Origin of the sequence: Streptomyces sp. NRRL F-5755 (assembly GCF_001279365.1) — a bacterium.
GTDB lineage: Bacteria > Actinomycetota > Actinomycetes > Streptomycetales > Streptomycetaceae > Streptomyces > Streptomyces rimosus.
Map to the genome: position 1 here is coordinate 1 of NZ_LGCW01000289.1, position 18,659 is coordinate 18,659.

An 18,659-nucleotide genomic window follows, 5' to 3' on the forward strand; every position below is an offset into this window, starting at 1 on the left:
GCGCAGCCCCACACCGCCCGACAGCCGGTCCAGCCAGCCGCGCAGGGCCCAGGCGAGCGGGAAGGAGTACCAGCCGTTCTCGCCGCCGATGCCCTCGATGACCTCCCACAGGGCTTCGGGCGGCGCGTCCACCGTGCGCTGCCTGCGGTCGGTGTAGAGGCTGCCGCCCGCCCAGTCCGGGTCGGTCGGCAGCGGGTCGCTGGGGGCGCCGGGCACCGAGGCCGACGACCAGCGGGTGTCCACCCGCGCTTCCCGCACGCGCCGCAGCGCCAGCTCCACCGCCCGGTCGAAGCCGGTCCGCCCGTCCGGCGGGTCCGGTACGAACCGCGCGATGTCGTGCTCCTTGACGACGGCCTCGTGGCGCAGCGACTCCGCCAGCGGGCGGGCGATGGACGCCGGTACCGGCGTCACCAGCCCCACCCACTGGCTGGACAGGCCCGGTGTCAGCACCGGCACCGCGAGGATCAGGCGGCGGGGGAGCGCGGCGACGCGCGCGTAGCGCTGCATCATCTGCCGGTACGTCAGGACGTCGGGGCCGCCGATGTCGAAGCCCCGGTTCACCCCGTCCGGCAGCCCGGCGCAGCCCACCAGGTAGTGCAGGACGTCCCGTACGGCGATCGGCTGGATGCAGGTGCGCACCCAGCTCGGTGTGACCATCACCGGCAGCCGCTCGGTCAGGTACCGCAGCATCTCGAAGGACGCCGAACCCGACCCCATGATGACCGCGGCCCGCAGCACCGCGGTCGGCACGCCCGACTCCAGCAGGATCCGGCCCACCTCGCTGCGGGACCGCAGGTGCGGCGACAGAGTCCGCTCGTCGGCGCCCTCCGGCACCGGGCCGCCCAGGTAGACGATCCGCCGCACGCCCGCCTCGCGTGCGCACGCGGCGAAGGTGCGGGCCGCGCGGCGGTCGGTCTCCTCGAAGTTCTTGCCGGTGCCCAGCGCGTGCACGAGGTAGTACGCGACCGCGACCCCTTCCAGTGCCTCGCCGAGCGACCGCGGGTCCGTGACATCGCCCTGCACCGTCTCCACCCGGCCGGCCCACGGGTGGTCCCGCAGCTTGCCCGGCGTACGGGCCAGGCACCGCACCGCGTACCCCGCCGCCAGCAGCTCCGGCACCAGCCGCCCGCCGATGTACCCGGTGGCCCCGGTCACCAGAACCCGTTCCATGCCGCGCCTCCCTGTCGCCGTACCGGTCCGTGGCGGCCCGTACCCTGCGGTCGGTACGGAGCAGCCCGTGCCGGTCCCCGTCGCCCCGTACCGGTACCCGTACCCGTACCGGTGATCCGTGCCGCCCGCCGACTGCGGTTCACCCCACCACCGGAACGGGGGCCGGCCGGATGGCCCAAGCCCGCCGCGCCGCGCGACCATCGCCGCATGAGACGCCACTTGCGCCGCGCACGCGGCACCGGCATCGCCGCACTGGCCGCCCTCGGCACGCTGCTCGCCGTGCTGCCGGGCCCGGCCACCGCCGCCGGGCACGCCCGCGCCGACCGGCTCCAGCAGGACGCCGACGCCCTGCGCGACGCCGGCGTCACCGGTGTCGCCGTACGCCTGCGCACCCCGGACGGCGTCCGCGAGGTCACCAGCGGCACCGGCGACCTCGCGACCGGCCGGCCCGTGCCCCGCGGGGGATTTCTCCGTATCGGCAGTACGACCAAGTCCTTCGTCGCCACCGTCCTCCTCCAGCTCGTCGGCGAGGGCAGGCTCCGGCTCGACGACACCGTGGAGCGGTGGCTGCCCGGCACGGTCACCGGCAACGGCAACGACGGCCGCACCGTCACCGTGCGCCGGCTGCTCGGCCACACCAGCGGGCTGCCCGACTACGCCGCCGACGTGATGCCGCGCGACCGCCGCGAGTACGAGGCCAAGCGCAACCACTTCTACTCGCCGGAGCGGCTGGTCGCCCTGGCCATGAAGCACCGCCCCGCGTTCCGCCCCGGCACCCGCCACGGCTACTCGAACACCAACTACGTCCTGGCGGGCATGATCGTGCGGGCCGTCACCGGCCACACCTGGCAGGCGGAGGTCGAACAGCGCATCCTGCGGCCGCTCCGCCTGAAGGACACCCGCGCACCCGAGGGCCGCCCGCGCTTCCCGCACCCGCACGCCACCGAATACCAGCAGTTCGAGCCCGGCGGACCCTACGCCGACACCACCGCGCCGTATCTGCCCTACGACACCGGAGCCGACGGCGCCATGATCAGCAAGGCCGCCGACCTCGACCGGTTCTTCACCGCGCTGAACACCGGGCACCTGCTCAAGCCCGCCGAACAGGCCGAGATGCGCCGCACCGTGGCAGTGCCGCAAGCGCCCGGCGACATACCGGGGACCCGCGCGGGCCTCGGCCTCTTCAACGTCCCGCTGTCCTGCGGCGGCACGTACTGGGGCCACGGCGGCAGCGGCATCGGCTATGTCCTCCAGCCGGCCGCCGCCCCCGACGGCCGCCGCTCCGTCACCGTCTCCCTGCACAGCCGCCCGGCCGACCAGGACACCGCCGTACGCCAGCTCCGGGCCATGCACACCCTCATCGACCACGCCCTGTGCGGCATATCGAGGTGAACCGCCCGGCCCGGACCGCGCGGAGCCGCTACTCCTGCCCGTACTCCCGCCCCCACTCCCGGGCGAGCTCCGAGAAGGCGTCGGCGGCGGCGCTGCGGTAGGCGCTCTCGCGGCGCAGCAGGGTCACCGTGCGGGCGGGCAGCGCGGGGCAGAGGGCGACGGGGTGCAGCGCGGGCTGTTCGCGGGTGATGGCGTCCGGGAGGACGGTGGCCAAGGAGGTGCGCCGGACGAGTTCGGTCAGGGTGGTGATGGAGTTCGCCTCCACGGCGATGCCGGGCCGCACCCCGTGCTCGCCGAAGTACGCGTCGATGTGCAGCCGGGTGGCGAAGTCCGCGCTCAGCAGCGCGAGTTGGTGGTCGCGCAGCGAGCGTACGGGCAGCGGCGCGGTGCGGTCCGCGTACGGATGGGCCGGGCCGACGACCAGCCCGAGCGTCTCGGTGAACAGCGCGGTGCCGGTGATGCCCGGCAGGTGCGGCCCGCTGAAGGCGATGCCCAGATCCAGCTCGTCGGCCAGCAGTGCGGCCTCCATGCGCTCCTGCGGCAGCTCCCGCAGCGTGAGCGAGATGCCGGGGTGGCGGGTGTGGAACGCACCGGCCAGTGGGCCGACGAGATAGGCGGTGAAGGTCGGGGTGGTGGCCAGGCGCAGCGTCCCGCGCGAGAGGTCCCGGACGTCCAGCACGGCGCGCTCGGCCGCCTCCAGGTCGCGCAGCGCACCGCGCGCGTAGTGGGCGTACGCCTGCCCGGCGTCGGTCAGCCGCACGGTGCGGCCCGTGCGGTCCAGCAGCTGCGCCTTCAGGGCCCGCTCCAGTTGCCGGACCTGCTGGGAGAGCGTCGGCTGCGAAACGTGCAGGGCTTCGGCCGCCCGGGTGAAGTTTCCGTGCTCGGCCACGGCGAGCAGATAGCGCAGATGACGCAATTCCAAGGCCATGCCTGCCACGATAAGCAGTCATGACGAGCGGGTATAGGCGACACCGATAGCCGCCATGAGTTGTACGTCTTGGACGCTATAGCCCCAGCTCACGCATGGTGGATCCAGCGGCTTCCCGGCCGAGGTCCCCCAGCAAGGAGTGTCCGTGCACCCTCAGCTCACCGCCGGCGTCCTGCGCTTCCAGCGCGAGGTCCACCCCGCCCGGGCGGCCCTGTTCGAACGGCTCGCCACCATCCACCGGCCGGGCGCCCTGTTCATCGGCTGCTCCGACGCCCGGGTGATCCCCGAACTGCTCACCCAGTCCGAGCCGGGCGAGCTGTTCGTGATCCGTACGGCCGGCAACCTCGTCCCGGCATACGGCCCGCGGCCCGACGCGGTGACCGCCACCATCGAGTACGCGCTCACCACGCTCGGCGTCACCGACGTGATCGTGTGCGGCCACTCCGGCTGCGGCGCGATGACGGCCCTGGTCACCGGCGAGGACCTGACCGGCCTGCCCGCCCTGGCCGGCTGGCTGGACGCGGCCGGACCTCCCGCGGACCCCGCCCGCCCGGCCGCCGGCACCGAGGCCCGGGTCGAAGCCCTGGTCCGCGACAACGTCGCCACCCAGCTCGCCCGCCTCGCCACCCACCCGTCCGTGGCCCGCGCCCTCGCGCGGGACGCGGTCACGCTGCACGGCTGGACCCACGACATCCGTACCGGAGCCGTCGATGTCCTCGACCCGCGCGGCGCCACCTTCACCCCGCTCTCCTGAGCCCCGTCCCGAAAGGACTCCCCCCGTGTCCCCCACCCACGCACAGCTCGACCCGCAGGCCCGCCAGGACCTGGCGCGGACCGTCGTCGAGGCCAAGATCCGCAAGGACCTCACCTGGGAGCAGCTGGCCGACGGCACCGGCCTGTCCACCGTCTTCGTCACCGCCGCGCTCCTCGGCCAGCACGCCCTGCCCGCCGACGCCGCCCGTACCGTCGCCGCACGGCTGGACCTGGACGAGGCGGCGGAGCGCCTGCTGCGCACGATCCCGCTGCGCGGCGGCATCCCGGAGGGCGTCCCCACCGACCCGACCCTCTACCGCTTCCACGAGATGCTCCAGGTCTACGGCACGACCCTCAAGGCCCTGATCCACGAGCAGTTCGGCGACGGCATCATCAGCGCCGTCAACTTCCGGCTGGACATACGGAAGGTCGAGGACCCGGAGGGCGGCTCCCGCGCGGTGATCACCCTGGACGGCAAGTACCTCCCGGCCACGCCCTTCTGATCCCGTGTCCCGGCCGCGCGGGCAGGGCGCCCCGCGCGGCCGGGCGGACGGGCCGGCGGCCCCGGGGCGCCGCGCCCCGGCCGCTCACGCCTCGCGCGGCGACAGCTCACCCATGGGCGCCCAGCCCTCGGCGTCGATCTCGCTGCTGATGATCTGCGGGGTGCTCTCGATGGCCCCGGCCATGGTCTCCAGGCCCGCCTTGAAGTGCGCGGAGTTCACGTGCTCGTCCCCGGCCTCGCGGTCGGCGAAGCCCTCGACCAGCACGAACTCGCGCGGGTTGTCGACGCTGGTCGACCACTCGAAGAACAGGTTGCCCGGCTCCTGCCGGGTGGCCTGCGTGAAGTCGTCCACCAGCGACAGCCACGAGTCCTGGTACTCGGGCCGGACGGTGAACTTGACGACGATGAAGATCATGCTGGCTCCTGCGGTGGTACGGACCGGCTCGCGCCTGCGCGGCCGGGCGGGCTGCCGCCCGCGTCGTCCCCATGGTGGGCGCACCCGCCCGCCCGCCGAAGAAGGATCGCCGCGCTTTCCGGCCCTCCCGGAAAATCCGCCGCCCGGCGCCGTCAGGCGCGCGGGGACGGCTCCGGCAGCCCCGGCCCGTCGCAGTGCACATCCCGCGCCGGGACAGCACCGCCCACGAGATACGCGCCGACCGCGGCATCCACGCAGCGGTTGCCGCGGCTCGCGAAGACGCCGTGCGAGTAGTCGTCGTGCAGGGTGACCAGCCGCGAACCGGGCAGGACGCGGCCGAGGGCCCGGGCACCGGCGAGCGGCGTCACGGGGTCGTGCGCGGAGGCCACCAGCAGCGCCGGCGGCGCCGCGGGGCTGCCGAGCCGGGTGCGCTCCGCCGGGCGGACGTGCCAGTACGCGCAGGCGGCAGCCTCCAGGCCGGTCAGTACGGGCTGCGGGGCCGCGCCCCGCAGCCGCCGGATGTCGGCGAGGACCCGCCCCGGCGCGGGCCCCGGCCCGTCGGCGCACTTCACGACCCGGTTGGCGGCCTCGTACGTACGTGACTCGGCCCCGTCGAAGGGCGCGGCGGGCCGCAGCCGGTCGACGCTCCCCTCGTCCAGGTAGGCGCGCAGCCCGTCGCCGAGGGCGGTCCACCGTTCCGTACGCCCCAGGGCCCGGTAGACGGCCCGGTCGAAGGCCGCGGCACCGAACCCGGCGACCGGCCGCGCCGCCAGCCCGCCCCGCACCCGCCGGTACGCGGCGCCGACCTCGCCCGCCGTACCGCCGAGCCCGAACCGGGAAGCGTGCCGCGCCAGCCAGTCGAAGAGCACTTCGCGCTGGCGCAGCAACGCGAACGCCTGCCGCACGTCGAAGTCGTGCCAGTCCTCCGGCCCGACCACACTGTCCAGCACCAACCGGTCGACCCGGTGCGGGAATTGGGCTGCATAGGCGGCGCCCAGATACGTGCCGTACGAGACGCCCAGATAGCTGATGCGCCGCTCACCGAGCGCGGCGCGGACGGCGTCCATGTCCCGTGCTGTCTCGCTGGTGGAGAGGTGGGGGAGGGCGGCGCTCATGCCCGCCGCGCAGTCGGCGGCCAGCCGCCGCTGGGAGTCCAGATAGGCGCGCTCACCGGGCCGGTCGCGCGGTACGGGATCGAGCGGCACGGCGCCGGTACCGGGCGCGTCGAAGAGCCCGCCCATCGCCCCGCAGTCGGCGGGGGCGCTGTGCCCGGTGCCGCGCGGGTCGAAGCCGATGACGTCGTAGGCGCGGCGCACCGCGTCCGGCAGCTTGGCGCGCTTGGTGACCGCGTACGGAAGTCCGGAGCCGCCCGGACCGCCGGGATTGACCAGCAGGACCCCGCGCCGCTCGGCGGGCGTCCCCGAGGCGCGGACGCGGGAGACGGCTATCCGTATGCGCGTGCCGTCCGGCCGCGAGTGATCCAGCGGCACGCTCATCGTGCCGCACTCGACACGTTCCGGCGGGGGAGGGGCGGGGACGGATGCCGGGCAGGCGCCGAAGCGCAGGGACGGGGCGGGAGCGCCGTCGCGGGGCTCGGCGGCCGTGGCGGTGGACAGCGGTACGGCGCTCGTCAGGAGCGCGCAGAGCAGGGCGGTGCGCCGCGGGGCGTGAGGCATGGGGCTCGCAGTTCGGGACAGCGCGGAGGGCGCGGGCGGGCGTCGCGGGCGAGGAGAGGGGACGGAATGGCAAGAAAGATGCACCCACGAGATGACAATGAAAATCATTAGCGTTAGCATCGCGTTCGGTCAACACCGCACCACGGCCGCCGGGGGCCTCCCCGCGGCGTGCCCGGAAGCGAAACCACCTGCGCAGAAGGAGAGTTGTGGCGCATCTGCTGATGGTCGAGAGCTGGGTCGGGTCGATGGGCAGGCTGCTGCCCCGGGCCCTCCGCGAGGCCGGACACGACTTCACCTTCCTCACCCGCGACCTGCACCACTACCTGCGGTCCGCCCCGGAGGGCACCGCCCACCCGCTGCTCGCGGCCCGCAACGTGATCACCGCCGACACCAACGACACCGACGCCCTGCTGCCGTACGCCGAACGCCTGCACGCGGCGATCGGCTTCGACGGCGTCCTCAGCTCGTGCGACTACTACCTGCCTGCCGTGGCGCGCATCGCCGCCCGCCTCGGCCTGCCGGGGCCCGCGCCGGACGCCGTGGAGGCCGCCTGCCGCAAGGACGCCACCCGGCGCGCACTGGACGCGGCTGGTGTGCCGGGCCCCAGGTTCGCGGTCTGCGGCGACTGGGCGCGGACCGCCGAGGCGGCGCGGGAGATCGGCTTCCCGCTGGTGCTCAAGCCGGTGGACCTGTGCGCCGGGATGTACGTACGGCGGGTGGACGACGAGGCGGAACTGGCCCGCGCGCACCGCGAGCTGGCCGCCTTCCCCGTCAACGCGCGCGGGCAGCTCCGCGCCCCCGTCGTCCTGCTGGAAGAGCTGCTCGACGGGCCCGAGGTCAGCGTCGAGACCGTGTCGTACGGCGGTGCCGTGCACGTCGTCGGGGTGACCGACAAGAGCGTGGGCGGCGCCCCGGCGTTCGTGGAGACGGGGCACATGTTCCCCGCCGCGCTGACCACCGCCGACGCGGAAGCGGCGGCGGACACCGCCCGCGCCGCACTCAAGGCGCTCGGCCTGGACCAGGTCGTCGCGCACACCGAGATCAAGCTCACCGCGGCCGGGCCGCGCGTGGTCGAGGTCAACCCGCGGCCCGCCGGCAACCGCATCACCGAGCTGGTCCGCCACGTCACCGGCATCGACCTGGCCGCCGCCTTCGTGGAGGTGGCGCTCGGCCGCGAGCCGGACCTCGTACCGCGCGAGACCGGGCTGCGCAGCGCCGCCATCGGCTTCCTCGTCCCCGAACGCACCGGAGTGCTGCGGGAGATAACCGGTGCCGACGGGCTCGACGGGCGGTCCGGCGTGCTGGAGGTCCAGCTCGCCGCGCCCGGCAAGGCCGTGAAGGAGACCGGCAGCAACAACGGATACCTCGGCCACGTCATGGCCGCCGACAGCGAAGGGGCGGGCGCGCGTGCCCGCGTCGAAGAGCTGCTGGCCGGTCTGTGTCCGCGGGTGGTGGACGAGCGATGAGCCCGGTGGGACAGGGGGCGGTGACCGTGCGGCCCGCCGCGGCCGACCTTTCGGACCTGGTACGCCGCGTACGGGCCGGCGAGCTGGGGCCCGACCCCCGTACGCAGAAGATCGCGGTGGCCTTCACCACCAGCCAGGCCGTACGCCACGAGGGGCGCAGCGGCGGCTACCGCAACGAAGTGCTCAGCCTGCGCCTCGGCAGCGCGGTGGGCTCCTGCGCCGTGGAGCCCGGCGCGCTGCCCGCCGCCGCGATCGACGACTGCGTGGGCGCCGATATCGCCACCCTCCTCGACCATCCGCTGGCACCGGTACGGGTCGCCGCCCTGGACGCGTACCTGATGCACGCCCTGCCGCACACCCCCGCCAACGGCGCCCAGCCCTGGGAGCTGCCCGCCGGCGACTCGCTCGCCAAATCCCGGGCCCGCGCCCGCGGCGTCGCCGGGCTGCTCCCCGTCGCGCCCGGCCGTACCGTCCTGGTCGTCGGCGTCGTCAACTCGCTGCTGGAGGCGCTGCGCGCCCGCGGACTGGTCTGCGTACCGTGCGATCTCAAGGGCGGCCGTACGGAGTGGGGCGAGCCGATCCGTACCGACGCGCTCGCCGAACTCGACCGCTGCGACGCCGTACTGGCCTCCGGCATGACGCTCGGCAACGGCAGCTTCGAGCCGCTGCGCGTCCACTGCGCGCGGCACGCCAAGCCGCTGGTGATGTTCGCGCAGACCGGCAGCGCCGTACTGCCCCGCCTCCTGGGCGCCGGGGTGAGCGCCGTGTGCGCCGAGCCGTATCCGTTCTTCTGGCTCGACGGCGGGCCCGGCGTCGTCCACCGCTACACCGGCGACGGCGGCTACGCCCTGTCGGCACAGGGAGGCATCCGATGACCGCCGCAGTCCTGGGCGCGCCCGCCGCCAACCGGGAACTCCTCGCCCTCGTCGGCCGTACGCCCCTGGCCCGTATCACCGGCGACCTGCCCTGCCCGCACCCCGGCTTCTGGGCCAAGCTCGAAGGGCTCGGCGCGGGCGGCATGAAGGCGCGCGCCGCCGTCTCCATGCTGCTCGGCGCCCGCGAACGGGGCGAACTGCGGCCCGGCGCGCCGGTCGTGGAATCCACTTCCGGCACCCTCGGCATCGGCCTGGCCTTCGCAGGGCAGGCCCTCGGCCACGACGTGATCCTGGTCTGCGACAGTGAACTGGAGCCGTCCATGCGCCAGTTGCTGCGGGCCTACGGCGCCCGGCTGGAGATCGTCGACCGGCCCGCGCCGGAAGGCGGCTGGCAGGCGGCCCGCCTCGCCCGGCTGCGCGAACTGCGCGCCCTGCTGCCCCACGCGTACTGGCCCGACCAGTACAACAACCCCGACAATGCGGCGGGCTACGCCTCCCTCGCCGCCGAGATGGCCGCCTCCCTCGACCACCTCGACGTGCTCGTGTGCAGCGTCGGCACCGGCGGCCACAGCTCCGGGATCATCGGCCCGCTGCGCCGCCACTGGCCCGCGCTGCGCCTGATCGGCGTGGACGCCACCGGCTCGACCATCTTCGGCCAGCCCGCCCGGCCGCGCCTGATGCGCGGCCTCGGCAGCAGCATCCACCCGCGCAACGTCGCCTACGGGGCCTTCGACGAGGTGCACTGGGTGGGGCCCGCCGAAGCCGCCGACGCCTGCCGGCGGCTGGCCCGTGGCAGCTTCGTCAGCGGCGGCTGGAGCACCGGCGCCGTCGCGCTGGTCGCCGCCTGGGCGGCCCGCGTACACCCGGGCGCCGTCGTCGCCACCGTCTTCCCCGACGGCCTGCACCGCTACCTCGGCACCGTCTACGACGAGGACTTCGCCGCGGCCCACGGCCTGGACGGGCAGACCGTCGCCACCCGCCCGGTGGAGCTGCCGCACCCCACGGCGGCCGAAGCCACCGGCTGGGCACGGTGCACCACCGTCGTCGACCCGAAGGCAGCAGCCGTAGGGGAGGGCGTCGCATGAAGGGCACCCTGCGCGTCGTACGGCTACGGCTCGCCGAACCGCTGCGCATCTCGCGCTCGGTGACGGCCGAACGGGACGCCGTCTGGCTGTCCGTGGAACACCGCGGGCTGCGCGGCCACGGCGAAGCCGTCACCAGCGTGTACTACGGCCTCGACACCGGCACCCTGAGCCGCCTGCTGGCCGGCGCCGCCGTCGAACTCGGCCGCTTCCCCGACCCCGAAAGCGCCCTGGACGCCCTGCGCGAAGGCGATCTGCCCGCGCCGGAGACACCGCCCGCCGTCACCGCCGCCGTCGAATCGGCCCTGCTCGACCTTGTCGGCAAGCGCGCCGGAAGGCCGGTCCACCGGCTGCTCGGCACCGAGCGGCGGCCCGTCGCCGCCACCGCCCGCACCATCGGCATCGTGTCCACGGAACGGGCCCGGACCCAGGCCCGCTGCCTGGCCGAAAGCGGCTTCACCGTCCTCAAGATCAAGGCCGGTACGGCGGACCCCGAGGACGACCTCGCCCGCGTACGCGCCGTACGGGACGCCGCACCCACCGCCGCGCTGCTGCTCGACCCCAACGGCGCCTGGACGCCGCAGCTGGCCGGACGGCTGCTGCCGCGCTTCGCCGAACTCGGCGTCGAGGCCGTAGAGCAACCGACGGCGCCCGGCGACCCCGAAGCGCTCGCCCGCCTCGCCGCGCGCTCCCCGCTGCCCGTCATCGCCGACGAGGACGCCGTGTCCTTCGCCGACGTCGAGCGGCTGGCCGGACGCGTCCAGGGCGTCAACGTCAAACTCGCCAAGTGCGGCGGCGTCCACGCGGCCCTGCGCATCGAGGAACTGATCGCGGGCAGCGGCACCCGCCTCATGCTCGGCTGTTTGACCGCCGGCACCCTCGGCATCGCCCCCGCCGTCCACCTCGCCGACCGGGCCCGCTGGACCGACCTCGACGGGCACCTGCTGCTCGCGGACGACCCCTGGACCGGCATCGGCGGCACCGACGGGACCGTACGCGCCGGAACGGGCGCCGGGCTGGGCGTACGGCCGGTGCCCCCGCGCGCGGAACGGACCGCGGCAGCGCCGCCCACAGCACGGCTCGCAGCACAGCTCGCAGCACAGAAGGAAAGGCACCACCGTGAAGACATGGAGTGAGATGCGGGCCTTCCCGCTCGCCATCCGGCTCCTGCTGGTCAACCAGCTCGGCGTGAACATCGGCTTCTACCTGCTCATCCCGTACCTCGCCACCCACCTCGGCGAAGACCTGGGGATGTCCGCCGCCGTGGTCGGCATCGTGCTGGGCGTACGCAACCTCAGCCAGCAGGGCCTGTTCATCCTGGGCGGCTCGGCCGCCGACCGGCTCGGCGCCCGCGGCGTGATCATCGCGGGCTGCGCGCTGCGGACCGTCGGCTTCGCGCTGTTCGCGCTCGGCGACGGACTGCCCGTCCTGCTGGCCGCCTCCATACTCAGCGGGCTCGCCGGGGCCCTTTTCAACCCGGCCGTACGGGCCTATCTCGCGGCCGAGGCGGGCGACCGCAAGGCCGAGGCGTTCGCCCTGTTCAACATCTTCGCGACGACCGGCGCCCTGGTCGGGCCGCTGATCGGCAGCGCACTGCTGCTCGTCGACTTCCGCGCCTCCGCCCTCACCGCCGCCGCGATCTTCGCCCTGCTCACCGCCGCCCAGGCCGCCGTACTGCCCGCCCGCGCAGTGCCCGCCTCCAAGGGCAGCGTGCTCGGCGACTGGCGCGAAGTCCTCGCCAACCGGGCCTTCCTGGCCTTCTCCCTCGCCATGGTCGGCATGTTCACCATGGAGAACCAGCTCTACCTGCTGCTCCCGGACGGCGCCCGGCGGGCCACCGGCTGGGACGGCGCGGCCGGCATCGTCTTCCTCGTCGGCACACTGGCCAACCTCACTCTCCAGATGCGCATCACCCGCTCCCTCAAGGAGCGCGGTACGCGGGCGCGGTGGGTGGCCATCGGCCTGGCGCTGATGGGCGCGGCATTCGTCCCGCCGATGGCCGTCGCCGGGGCGTCCGGAACGGGCGGCGGCGTCGGCCGGGCCGTGCTCGCCCTCGTACCCGTCCTCGCCGGGGCGCTGCTCCTGTACGTCGGTGTCATGATCGCCCAGCCGTTCGTCATGGAGCTGATACCGGAGTTCGGCCGCGCCGAACTCACCGGCACCTACTTCGGGATCTTCTACGTCGTCTCCGGCATCGCCGCCGCCGTCGGCAACACCGTCGTCGGCTGGGCCATGGACGCGGGCGCCCACGGCGCCCCATGGCTGCCCTGGGCGTGCTGCCTCGCCTTCGGCCTCGCCTCGGCGGCAGGCGTCGGCTGGCTGCACCGGCTGCGCGCCCTGCCCGTACGGGCCGTGGCGGTGACGGCATGAGCGACCACGCCACCGCCCGGAATCTGCTGACCGACAACCCCGCCCTGTATGAGGCCCGCTTTCCCGACCCGGACCGGCTCGCCGCCCGCTGGACCGAGGAGGTACTGCGCACGCACGGCGCCGGACCGCACGTCCTCGACCTCGGCTGCGGTACGGGGCGCGACGCCGCCCACCTGCACGCCACGGGCCGTACGGTCGTCGGCGCCGACCTCTCGGACGCGATGCTCGCGCACGCCCGTACCCACCACCCCGGACCCCGCTACGTACGGGCCGACCTGCGCCGGTTCCGTCTTACGGATCTCGCGGCACAGCCCTTCGACGCGATCGTCTGCCTGGACAGCGCGCTGCTGTACTGCCACACCAACCATGAACTGGACGGCCTTCTGGACTCCTGCCGCCGCGCGCTGAGGCCGGGCGGACTGCTGGTGGCAGAGATGCGTAACGGAGCGTTCTTCCTCGGCCGTACAGAGCTCCTGGACGCACCGCAGATCCGCGGCTTCGCGTGGGAGGGCACCGTCTACCGGTCCGTCACCACGCTCACCGTCGACCGGGCAGCCCAGCTGTTGCGCCGACGGAGGGTGTGGAGCACCGAGGACGGCTCACCGCCCGTCGAACAGCACTCCGCGTGGCGGCTGCTGTTCCCCCAAGAACTGAGGTACGCACTCGCCGCGCACGGCTTCACGGTGCTGGACCTGCACGACGGGCCGGGGCCGCGTACAGAGCCGCCTTGGCGGGCTGGTTCGGCCGTGGCCCCAGGGGGTGCTGCCGATGGTGACCGGCTGCATCTCGTGGCCCGCTTGGGCGACGGCTGAACTCCTCTTGACCACCCACTCTCTGTGAGGCGTGACCCACCATGACCGAACTCCCCTCCTCCCGGCAGACCGGCCGGGAACCCGGCGACCTCCCCGGCCTGCGACGGCGCGGCTTCCTCGCCGCGTCCGCGGGTGTCACGGCCGCCGCCGGACTCGTCCTGGCCGGCTGCGGGACCGCCCCCGGCCCGTCGGACACCGGCGGCCGCCCCCGGCGCGGCGGCCGGCTGCGCGCCGCCTTCGCCGGGGGCGGCGCGTCCGAAACCCTCGACCCGCACCTGGGCAACCTCTTCGCCGACGCCGCCCGCGCCAAGGCCCTCTACGACAAGCTGGCCGACTGCGGCACCGACATGGCAGCCCGCCCCCGTCTGGCCGCCAAGTGGGAACCCAACGACACCCTCGACCGCTGGCGGATCACCCTGCGCAAGGCGGCCTTCCACGACGGCAGGCCGGTCACCGCGGAGGACGTCCTCTACAGCTTCCGCCGCATAGCCGACCCCAAGAAGGCGTACCGTGCCAAGGCGTCCCTGGAGCCCATCGACCTCGCCGCCAGCCGGGCGGTCTCGCCGGACACCGTCGAGTTCCGGCTGAAGCGCCCCACCGCCGAATTCCCCAACGTCCTCGCCGCCTTCGGCGCGTACATCATCCCCAAGGGCACGACCACCGCCGACTTCGCCGAGCCCGTCGGCTCCGGCCCCTTCCGCTTCGTCTCCTTCGCCCCCGGCCGCTCCTGCGTCGTCAAGCGCAACGACGCCTACTGGGACGGCGCCCCGCACCTGGACGAGCTCGAATTCGTCGTCGCCAACGAGGAATCGGCACGCGTCAACGCCCTGCTCGGCGGCCAGGTCGAGTACGCACACGAACTCAACCCCACCACCGCGCGCGCCCACGAAGGCAAGGGGCAGATCGAAATCGTCCGGCTGCGCAACAGCGCCATGCAGTCCTTCGCCATGAAGACCGACCGCGCACCGTTCGACGACAAGCGGGTCCGCGAGGCGTTCTTCCTCATCGCCGACCGCAAGGAACTCCTCGACGGCGCGCTCTCCGGAGCGGGCGAGATCGGCAACGACCTGTTCGGCAAGGGCTACGAGTACTACGCGGGCGACCTGCCGCAGCGCCACCAGGACCTCGACCGCGCCCGCCACCTCCTCAAGCAGGCGGGCGCCGAGGACCTGCGGATCACTCTCGACACCTCACCCGTCGCCGCCGGGTTCACCGAGGCCGCCGGCATCTTCCGCGACCAGGCCGCCAAGGCGGGCGTCACCGTTCAGGTCCGGTCCGGCAGCAAGGACAGCTACTGGAGCGACATCCTCGACCGCGGCACCCTGTGCTGCTACCGCTCCGGCGCCATGCCCATCGAATCGCACATCTCCCAGCGGCTGCTCAGCGACTCGACGACCAACGCCACCAAGTGGCACCACAAGGACTTCGACGCCCTGTACCAGCAGGCCCAGTCCACCAAGGACAAGAAGGAACGCGCGGCCGTGTACGGGCGGATGCAGCGCCGTCTGCACGCCGAGGGCGGCTTCCTGGTGTGGGGCTTCGCGGACTGGATCGTCGGCACGTCCCGCCGGGTGCACGGCGTGGCGCACGACGCGCCCGCCAACACGCTGGACTGGGCGCGGTTCGACAAGGTGTGGCTGGCGTGACGGCGGTGGCTGCGCCCCCACGGGCGCGGGCGGGCGCCGCAGCGGCGGCACTGCGCTCCTGGCTCGCGCGCCGGCTGCTGCTCGGTGTCGCGCAGACCGCCGCCGTCGTGCTGCTGGTCTTCGCGCTGACCGAGGCGCTGCCCGGCGACGCGGCCGTAGCCCTGGCCGGGGACCAGCCCGACCCGGCCCGCATCGCGGCCATCCGTACGGAACTGGGCCTGGACCGCCCGGCCGCCGAACGGTTCGCCGACTGGCTCCTCGGGCTGCTGCACGGCGACCTCGGCACCTCGCTGGCCTCCGGCCGCCCCGTCGCCACCTACCTCGCCGACGGCTTCGGCCCCACCCTGCTGCTCGCCGCGATCACCGTGGTGCTGCTCGTACCGGCCGGCGTCGGCCTCGGCGTGCTGGCGGCGCGCCGCGCGGGCTCGCTCGCCGACCGGCTGGTCAGCTCCGCCACCCTCGCCGTCTACGCCGTACCGGAGTTCGCCCTCGGCGTGCTCCTGGTCACCCTCTTCGCGCTACGGCTGGGCTGGCTCCCGCCGACCGCCGTCGGCTTCGGCGGCGACCTGCTCGCCCACCCGGCCGTCCTGGTCCTGCCCGTGCTCGTGCTGCTCTCCCGGCCGGTGTGCTCGATCAGCCGCCTGGTACGGGCCGGAATGATCGACGCGCTGCGGTCCCCGTACGTCCGCCAGGCGACCCGGTACGGCCTGTCCACCGCGCGCGTCCGCTATCTGCACGCCCTCCCGAACGCCCTCGCGCCCGCCGCCCAGCAGCTCGCCCGCACCGTCGACTGGCTGCTGTGCGGAGTGATCGTCGTGGAGGCGCTGTTCGTGATCCCGGGCCTGGGCACCGTCCTGATGAACGCGGTCGCCGAACGCGACGTGCCGGTGGTCCAGGGCCTGGCCGTGGTCTTCGGCGTCATCGCGGTCGTCCTCAACCTGGGCGCCGACCTGGTGGCCCGACGGCTGGCGCCGCGGGCGGGGGTGGCGGCGTGATGACGGAACGGCTGAAGAGGACGGTGCGCGGCGAAGTGACGGCGCGGACGAAGCGGGCGACACGGTGGCCCGGCCGGGCCGGGCTGCTGATCACCGCGGTGCCCCTCCTGCTCGCCCTCCTGGGCCCGCTGTTCGCGGGCGACGCCGGGCCGCGCACCGCGTCCTTCACCCTCGGCGGCGGCCACTGGCTCGGCACCGACTTCGTCGGGCGCGACGTGTGGCGGCAGATCCTGCTCGGCGGGCAGTCGGTGGTGCTCGTCGCGCTGGCCGCGACCGCCCTCGCCTACGCGGTCGCCGTACCGCTGGGCCTGGCCGCCGCCCTCACCCACCGCGCCTGGCTCGAAGAACTGCTGATGCGCCCGCTGGACGTGCTGCTCGCCGTGCCGTCACTGCTGCTGATCCTGCTGGTCGCGGCCGTCTTCTCACCGGGCGCCGCGGGCCTCGCGCTGCTGGTCGCCCTGGTCAACATCCCGGACGCGGCCCGCATCGTACGCGCCGCCGCCGCAGAAGCGGCCGCCCGCCCCGCCGTCGAGGCACTGCGCATGCAGGGCGAGACCTGGTGGCGTACGGCGGTCGGCTACGTCGGCCGGTCCGCGCTGCGCACCTTCGCCGCCGACGCGGGCGTACGGCTGACCGGCGTGCTCTACCTCGTCGCCACCGCCGCGTTCCTGGGCGTCGGCGTGGAACCGGACGCGGCGGACTGGGCGGTCATGGTCGACCGCAACCGCACCGGGCTGTTCGTACAGCCGTGGGCCGTGGTCGTGCCCGCGCTGCTGATCGTGGCCCTGTCGATGGGCGGCAATTTGCTCTTCGACGGGCTGCTGGAGGGGGAGGGGCGCGACCGCGCGCTCAAGGGGGAGAGCAGGGAGGGCCGGAAGCGCCCACGGCCTCACCCGGGGCCCTCCCTTCGCAGGCCGTCCCTTCGATTCTTCCCACGACACACCAAGGAGGGCCGCCGGTGAGCGCGGCAGCGAACGTCGTCGCCGAGGTCGACGACCTGCGGGTCGAGGTCGGCGGCCGGGCCGTCGTCGACGGAGTGAGCCTGCGGGTCCGCGCGGGCGCGGTCACCGCGCTGGTCGGCGCATCCGGCAGCGGCAAGACCACCACGGGCCTGGCCCTGCTCGGCGCGTATCCGCCGGAAGCCCTGGTCACGGGCACGGTGACCGTCGCCGGCGGCCTGGTCGGCCACGTACCGCAGCATCCGGCGGCCGTCCTCAACCCCGCCCGCCGGGCCGGCGCCCTCCTCGCCGACATCGCCCGTACCCAGGTACGCCACCTCCCGCGCCGCGAACGCGCCAAGGAAGCCCACCACCGCGTCACCGAGGCCCTTACCCGGGCCCAACTCCCAGACGCTGACGATCTCTTGCGCCGCTACCCCCACCAGCTGTCCGGCGGCCAGCAACAGCGCGTCGTACTCGCCCAGGCCCTTCTGCTCGGCGCCCGCGTCGTGGTCGCCGACGAACCGACAACCGGCCAGGACGCCCTCACCAAGCGCCGCATCGTGGCGGAGCTGATGTCGGTCGTCCAGCAGGGCATCGGCGTCCTGCTGCTGAGCCACGACCTGGACGTGGTACGGGAACTCGCCGACGAAATCGTGGTCCTCAGAGACGGCCGGGTGGTCGAGGCGGGGCCCGCGGAGCAGGTGGCGTCGGCGCCCCAGGACGCTTGGACGCGCCAACTGTTCGCGCCCCGGGACGCCTGGACGCGCCAGTTGTTCCCGTCCCCGGAGGAGCAGACCGACGCCGGGCCCCGCACCGAACCGGAGCTCGACCCCCTCCCCGTGCTGGAAGTCCGCGACCTGACCGCACACCACCGCGGCAACAGGCCCCGCCGCACCGTCGACGTGCTGCGCAACGTCTCCCTCCGCATGCCGCCCGGCGCGCGAGTGGCCGTCGTCGGCCGCTCCGGCAGCGGCAAGACGACGCTCGGCCGGTGCCTGGCGGGCCTCCACCGTAGATACGAAGGCGACATCCTCCTCGACGGCGTGCCACTGCCGCGCAGCCTCCGCGACCGTACGCCCGCGCACCTGGCGGCCGTCCAGTACGTCTTCCAGGACGCACAGGCGTCCTTCGACGAACACCGCACGGTCCTGGCGCAGGTCGCCCGCACAGCGATCCGCCTGCGCGGAGCCGCCCCCGCGGACGCCACACGGGAGGCCGGGGAACTCCTCGCCGAGGTCGGGCTCGGCGAGCAGCACATCCACAGCCGCCCCGGCCGGCTCTCCGGCGGCGAACTCCAGCGCGCGGCCCTCGCCCGCGCCCTCCTGGCCCGACCCCGCGTCCTGATCTGCGACGAGATCACCTCGGGCCTGGACACGGTCACCCGGCACGGCATCCTCACCGTCCTCGACCGCCACCTCCGCGAACAGCCGGACCTGGCACTGGTATGGATCACCCATGACCTCGGCACGGTCACCACCGCCGACCAGATCCTCGTCCTGGACGCGGGCAACCCGGTCGAACAGGGCCCCACCGGCCAAGTCCTCGCGGCGCCCGGCCATCCCTTCACGGCCGCCTTGGTCGAGGCGTCATCGGGGGCGCGGGTGGGGGTGCCTGGGGCGTAGGGGAGGGGCGGGAA

At 74.2% G+C, this 18,659-nt stretch carries 17 protein-coding genes; 13 read left to right on the forward strand and 4 right to left on the reverse strand.

Annotated features, from left to right (window positions below; all coding sequences use genetic code 11):
• On the reverse strand, positions 1-1,170 hold a 1,170-nt coding region (locus tag ADK86_RS30060), incomplete at its 3' end, for an SDR family oxidoreductase (RefSeq protein ID WP_053699447.1).
• Positions 1,171-1,377: 207 nt separating this feature from the next.
• Between ADK86_RS30060 and ADK86_RS30065 the strand changes: the two genes are divergently transcribed.
• Entirely contained in the window at positions 1,378-2,562 is a 1,185-nt protein-coding gene (locus ADK86_RS30065) for a serine hydrolase domain-containing protein (protein ID WP_199834501.1), read from the forward strand.
• A gap of 28 nt (positions 2,563-2,590) precedes the next feature.
• Here the strand turns inward: ADK86_RS30065 and cynR are convergent, their stop codons facing one another.
• Positions 2,591-3,490 (reverse strand): transcriptional regulator CynR, encoded by a 900-nt coding sequence (gene cynR, locus ADK86_RS30070; RefSeq protein WP_053699448.1) that lies wholly within the window; start codon positions 3,488-3,490, stop codon positions 2,591-2,593.
• A 145-nt stretch (positions 3,491-3,635) separates the two neighbouring features.
• Here cynR and ADK86_RS30075 point away from each other — a divergent pair, with 145 nt between their 5' ends.
• On the forward strand, positions 3,636-4,244 hold the full coding sequence (locus ADK86_RS30075; protein WP_053699449.1) for a carbonic anhydrase: 609 nt from the start codon (positions 3,636-3,638) through the stop codon (positions 4,242-4,244).
• 25 nt (positions 4,245-4,269) lie between these two features.
• Positions 4,270-4,746 (forward strand): cyanase, encoded by a 477-nt coding sequence (cynS, locus tag ADK86_RS30080; RefSeq protein WP_053699450.1) that lies wholly within the window; start codon positions 4,270-4,272, stop codon positions 4,744-4,746.
• Positions 4,747-4,830: 84 nt separating this feature from the next.
• On the opposite strand, the gene ADK86_RS30085 is transcribed toward cynS, so the two are convergent.
• Both ADK86_RS30085 and ADK86_RS30090 read right to left on the reverse strand, forming a co-directional pair.
• Positions 4,831-5,160, reverse strand: a complete 330-nt coding sequence (locus ADK86_RS30085) for a putative quinol monooxygenase (RefSeq protein ID WP_030600459.1) — start codon at positions 5,158-5,160, stop codon at positions 4,831-4,833.
• Between the two features lie 152 nt (positions 5,161-5,312).
• The gene (locus tag ADK86_RS30090) at positions 5,313-6,836 is read right to left on the reverse strand and encodes an alpha/beta hydrolase (RefSeq protein WP_053699451.1); all 1,524 of its coding nucleotides are present in this window, start codon (positions 6,834-6,836) and stop codon (positions 5,313-5,315) included.
• Positions 6,837-7,042: 206 nt separating this feature from the next.
• Between ADK86_RS30090 and ADK86_RS30095 the strand changes: the two genes are divergently transcribed.
• Genes ADK86_RS30095 through ADK86_RS30140 form a run of 10 tightly spaced genes read left to right on the forward strand, consistent with a single transcriptional unit; the run spans position 7,043 to position 18,645 of the window.
• Positions 7,043-8,302, forward strand: a complete 1,260-nt coding sequence (locus ADK86_RS30095; RefSeq protein WP_053699452.1) for an ATP-grasp domain-containing protein — start codon at positions 7,043-7,045, stop codon at positions 8,300-8,302.
• Positions 8,299-9,177, forward strand: coding sequence for a Rossmann-like domain-containing protein (locus ADK86_RS30100; protein WP_053699453.1), 879 nt, complete (start codon positions 8,299-8,301; stop codon positions 9,175-9,177). The genes ADK86_RS30095 and ADK86_RS30100 overlap by 4 nt, the downstream gene beginning before the upstream one ends.
• Positions 9,174-10,262, forward strand: coding sequence for a PLP-dependent cysteine synthase family protein (locus ADK86_RS30105; protein ID WP_053699454.1), 1,089 nt, complete (start codon positions 9,174-9,176; stop codon positions 10,260-10,262). Before ADK86_RS30100 ends, ADK86_RS30105 begins: the two co-directional genes overlap by 4 nt.
• Positions 10,259-11,395 carry a dipeptide epimerase gene (locus ADK86_RS30110; RefSeq protein WP_053699455.1) on the forward strand — a complete coding sequence of 379 codons (1,137 nt, stop codon included), beginning with the start codon at positions 10,259-10,261 and terminating at the stop codon, positions 11,393-11,395. Before ADK86_RS30105 ends, ADK86_RS30110 begins: the two co-directional genes overlap by 4 nt.
• A complete protein-coding gene (locus ADK86_RS30115; RefSeq protein ID WP_053699456.1) occupies positions 11,379-12,629 on the forward strand; it encodes an MFS transporter in 1,251 nt (416 codons plus the stop codon). Before ADK86_RS30110 ends, ADK86_RS30115 begins: the two co-directional genes overlap by 17 nt.
• Positions 12,626-13,441, forward strand: a complete 816-nt coding sequence (locus tag ADK86_RS30120) for a class I SAM-dependent DNA methyltransferase (protein WP_053699457.1) — start codon at positions 12,626-12,628, stop codon at positions 13,439-13,441. The genes ADK86_RS30115 and ADK86_RS30120 overlap by 4 nt, the downstream gene beginning before the upstream one ends.
• A gap of 41 nt (positions 13,442-13,482) precedes the next feature.
• Positions 13,483-15,087: an ABC transporter substrate-binding protein gene (locus ADK86_RS30125; protein WP_053699458.1), complete on the forward strand. Its 1,605-nt coding sequence runs from the start codon at positions 13,483-13,485 to the stop codon at positions 15,085-15,087.
• Positions 15,084-16,082: an ABC transporter permease gene (locus tag ADK86_RS30130; protein ID WP_199834502.1), complete on the forward strand. Its 999-nt coding sequence runs from the start codon at positions 15,084-15,086 to the stop codon at positions 16,080-16,082. Before ADK86_RS30125 ends, ADK86_RS30130 begins: the two co-directional genes overlap by 4 nt.
• Complete coding sequence (locus ADK86_RS30135; protein WP_053699459.1) at positions 16,082-17,044, forward strand: ABC transporter permease subunit; 963 nt, start codon at positions 16,082-16,084, stop codon at positions 17,042-17,044. Before ADK86_RS30130 ends, ADK86_RS30135 begins: the two co-directional genes overlap by 1 nt.
• On the forward strand, positions 17,041-18,645 hold the full coding sequence (locus tag ADK86_RS30140; protein ID WP_053699460.1) for an ABC transporter ATP-binding protein: 1,605 nt from the start codon (positions 17,041-17,043) through the stop codon (positions 18,643-18,645). The genes ADK86_RS30135 and ADK86_RS30140 overlap by 4 nt, the downstream gene beginning before the upstream one ends.
• The last annotated feature ends 14 nt before the right edge of the window (positions 18,646-18,659 follow it).

Excerpts from the sequence above, each read along its gene's own strand:
- ADK86_RS30065 (WP_199834501.1), top strand. The coding sequence starts at position 1,378 with ATGAGACGCCACTTGCGCCGCGCACGCGGCACCGGCATCGCCGCACTG.
- cynR (WP_053699448.1), bottom strand. The coding sequence starts at position 3,490 with ATGGCCTTGGAATTGCGTCATCTGCGCTATCTGCTCGCCGTGGCCGAG.
- ADK86_RS30085 (WP_030600459.1), bottom strand. The coding sequence starts at position 5,160 with ATGATCTTCATCGTCGTCAAGTTCACCGTCCGGCCCGAGTACCAGGAC.
- ADK86_RS30090 (WP_053699451.1), bottom strand. The coding sequence starts at position 6,836 with ATGCCTCACGCCCCGCGGCGCACCGCCCTGCTCTGCGCGCTCCTGACG.
- ADK86_RS30100 (WP_053699453.1), top strand. The coding sequence starts at position 8,299 with ATGAGCCCGGTGGGACAGGGGGCGGTGACCGTGCGGCCCGCCGCGGCC.
- ADK86_RS30105 (WP_053699454.1), top strand. The coding sequence starts at position 9,174 with ATGACCGCCGCAGTCCTGGGCGCGCCCGCCGCCAACCGGGAACTCCTC.
- ADK86_RS30110 (WP_053699455.1), top strand. The coding sequence starts at position 10,259 with ATGAAGGGCACCCTGCGCGTCGTACGGCTACGGCTCGCCGAACCGCTG.
- ADK86_RS30120 (WP_053699457.1), top strand. The coding sequence starts at position 12,626 with ATGAGCGACCACGCCACCGCCCGGAATCTGCTGACCGACAACCCCGCC.
- ADK86_RS30125 (WP_053699458.1), top strand. The coding sequence starts at position 13,483 with ATGACCGAACTCCCCTCCTCCCGGCAGACCGGCCGGGAACCCGGCGAC.
- ADK86_RS30135 (WP_053699459.1), top strand. The coding sequence starts at position 16,082 with ATGACGGAACGGCTGAAGAGGACGGTGCGCGGCGAAGTGACGGCGCGG.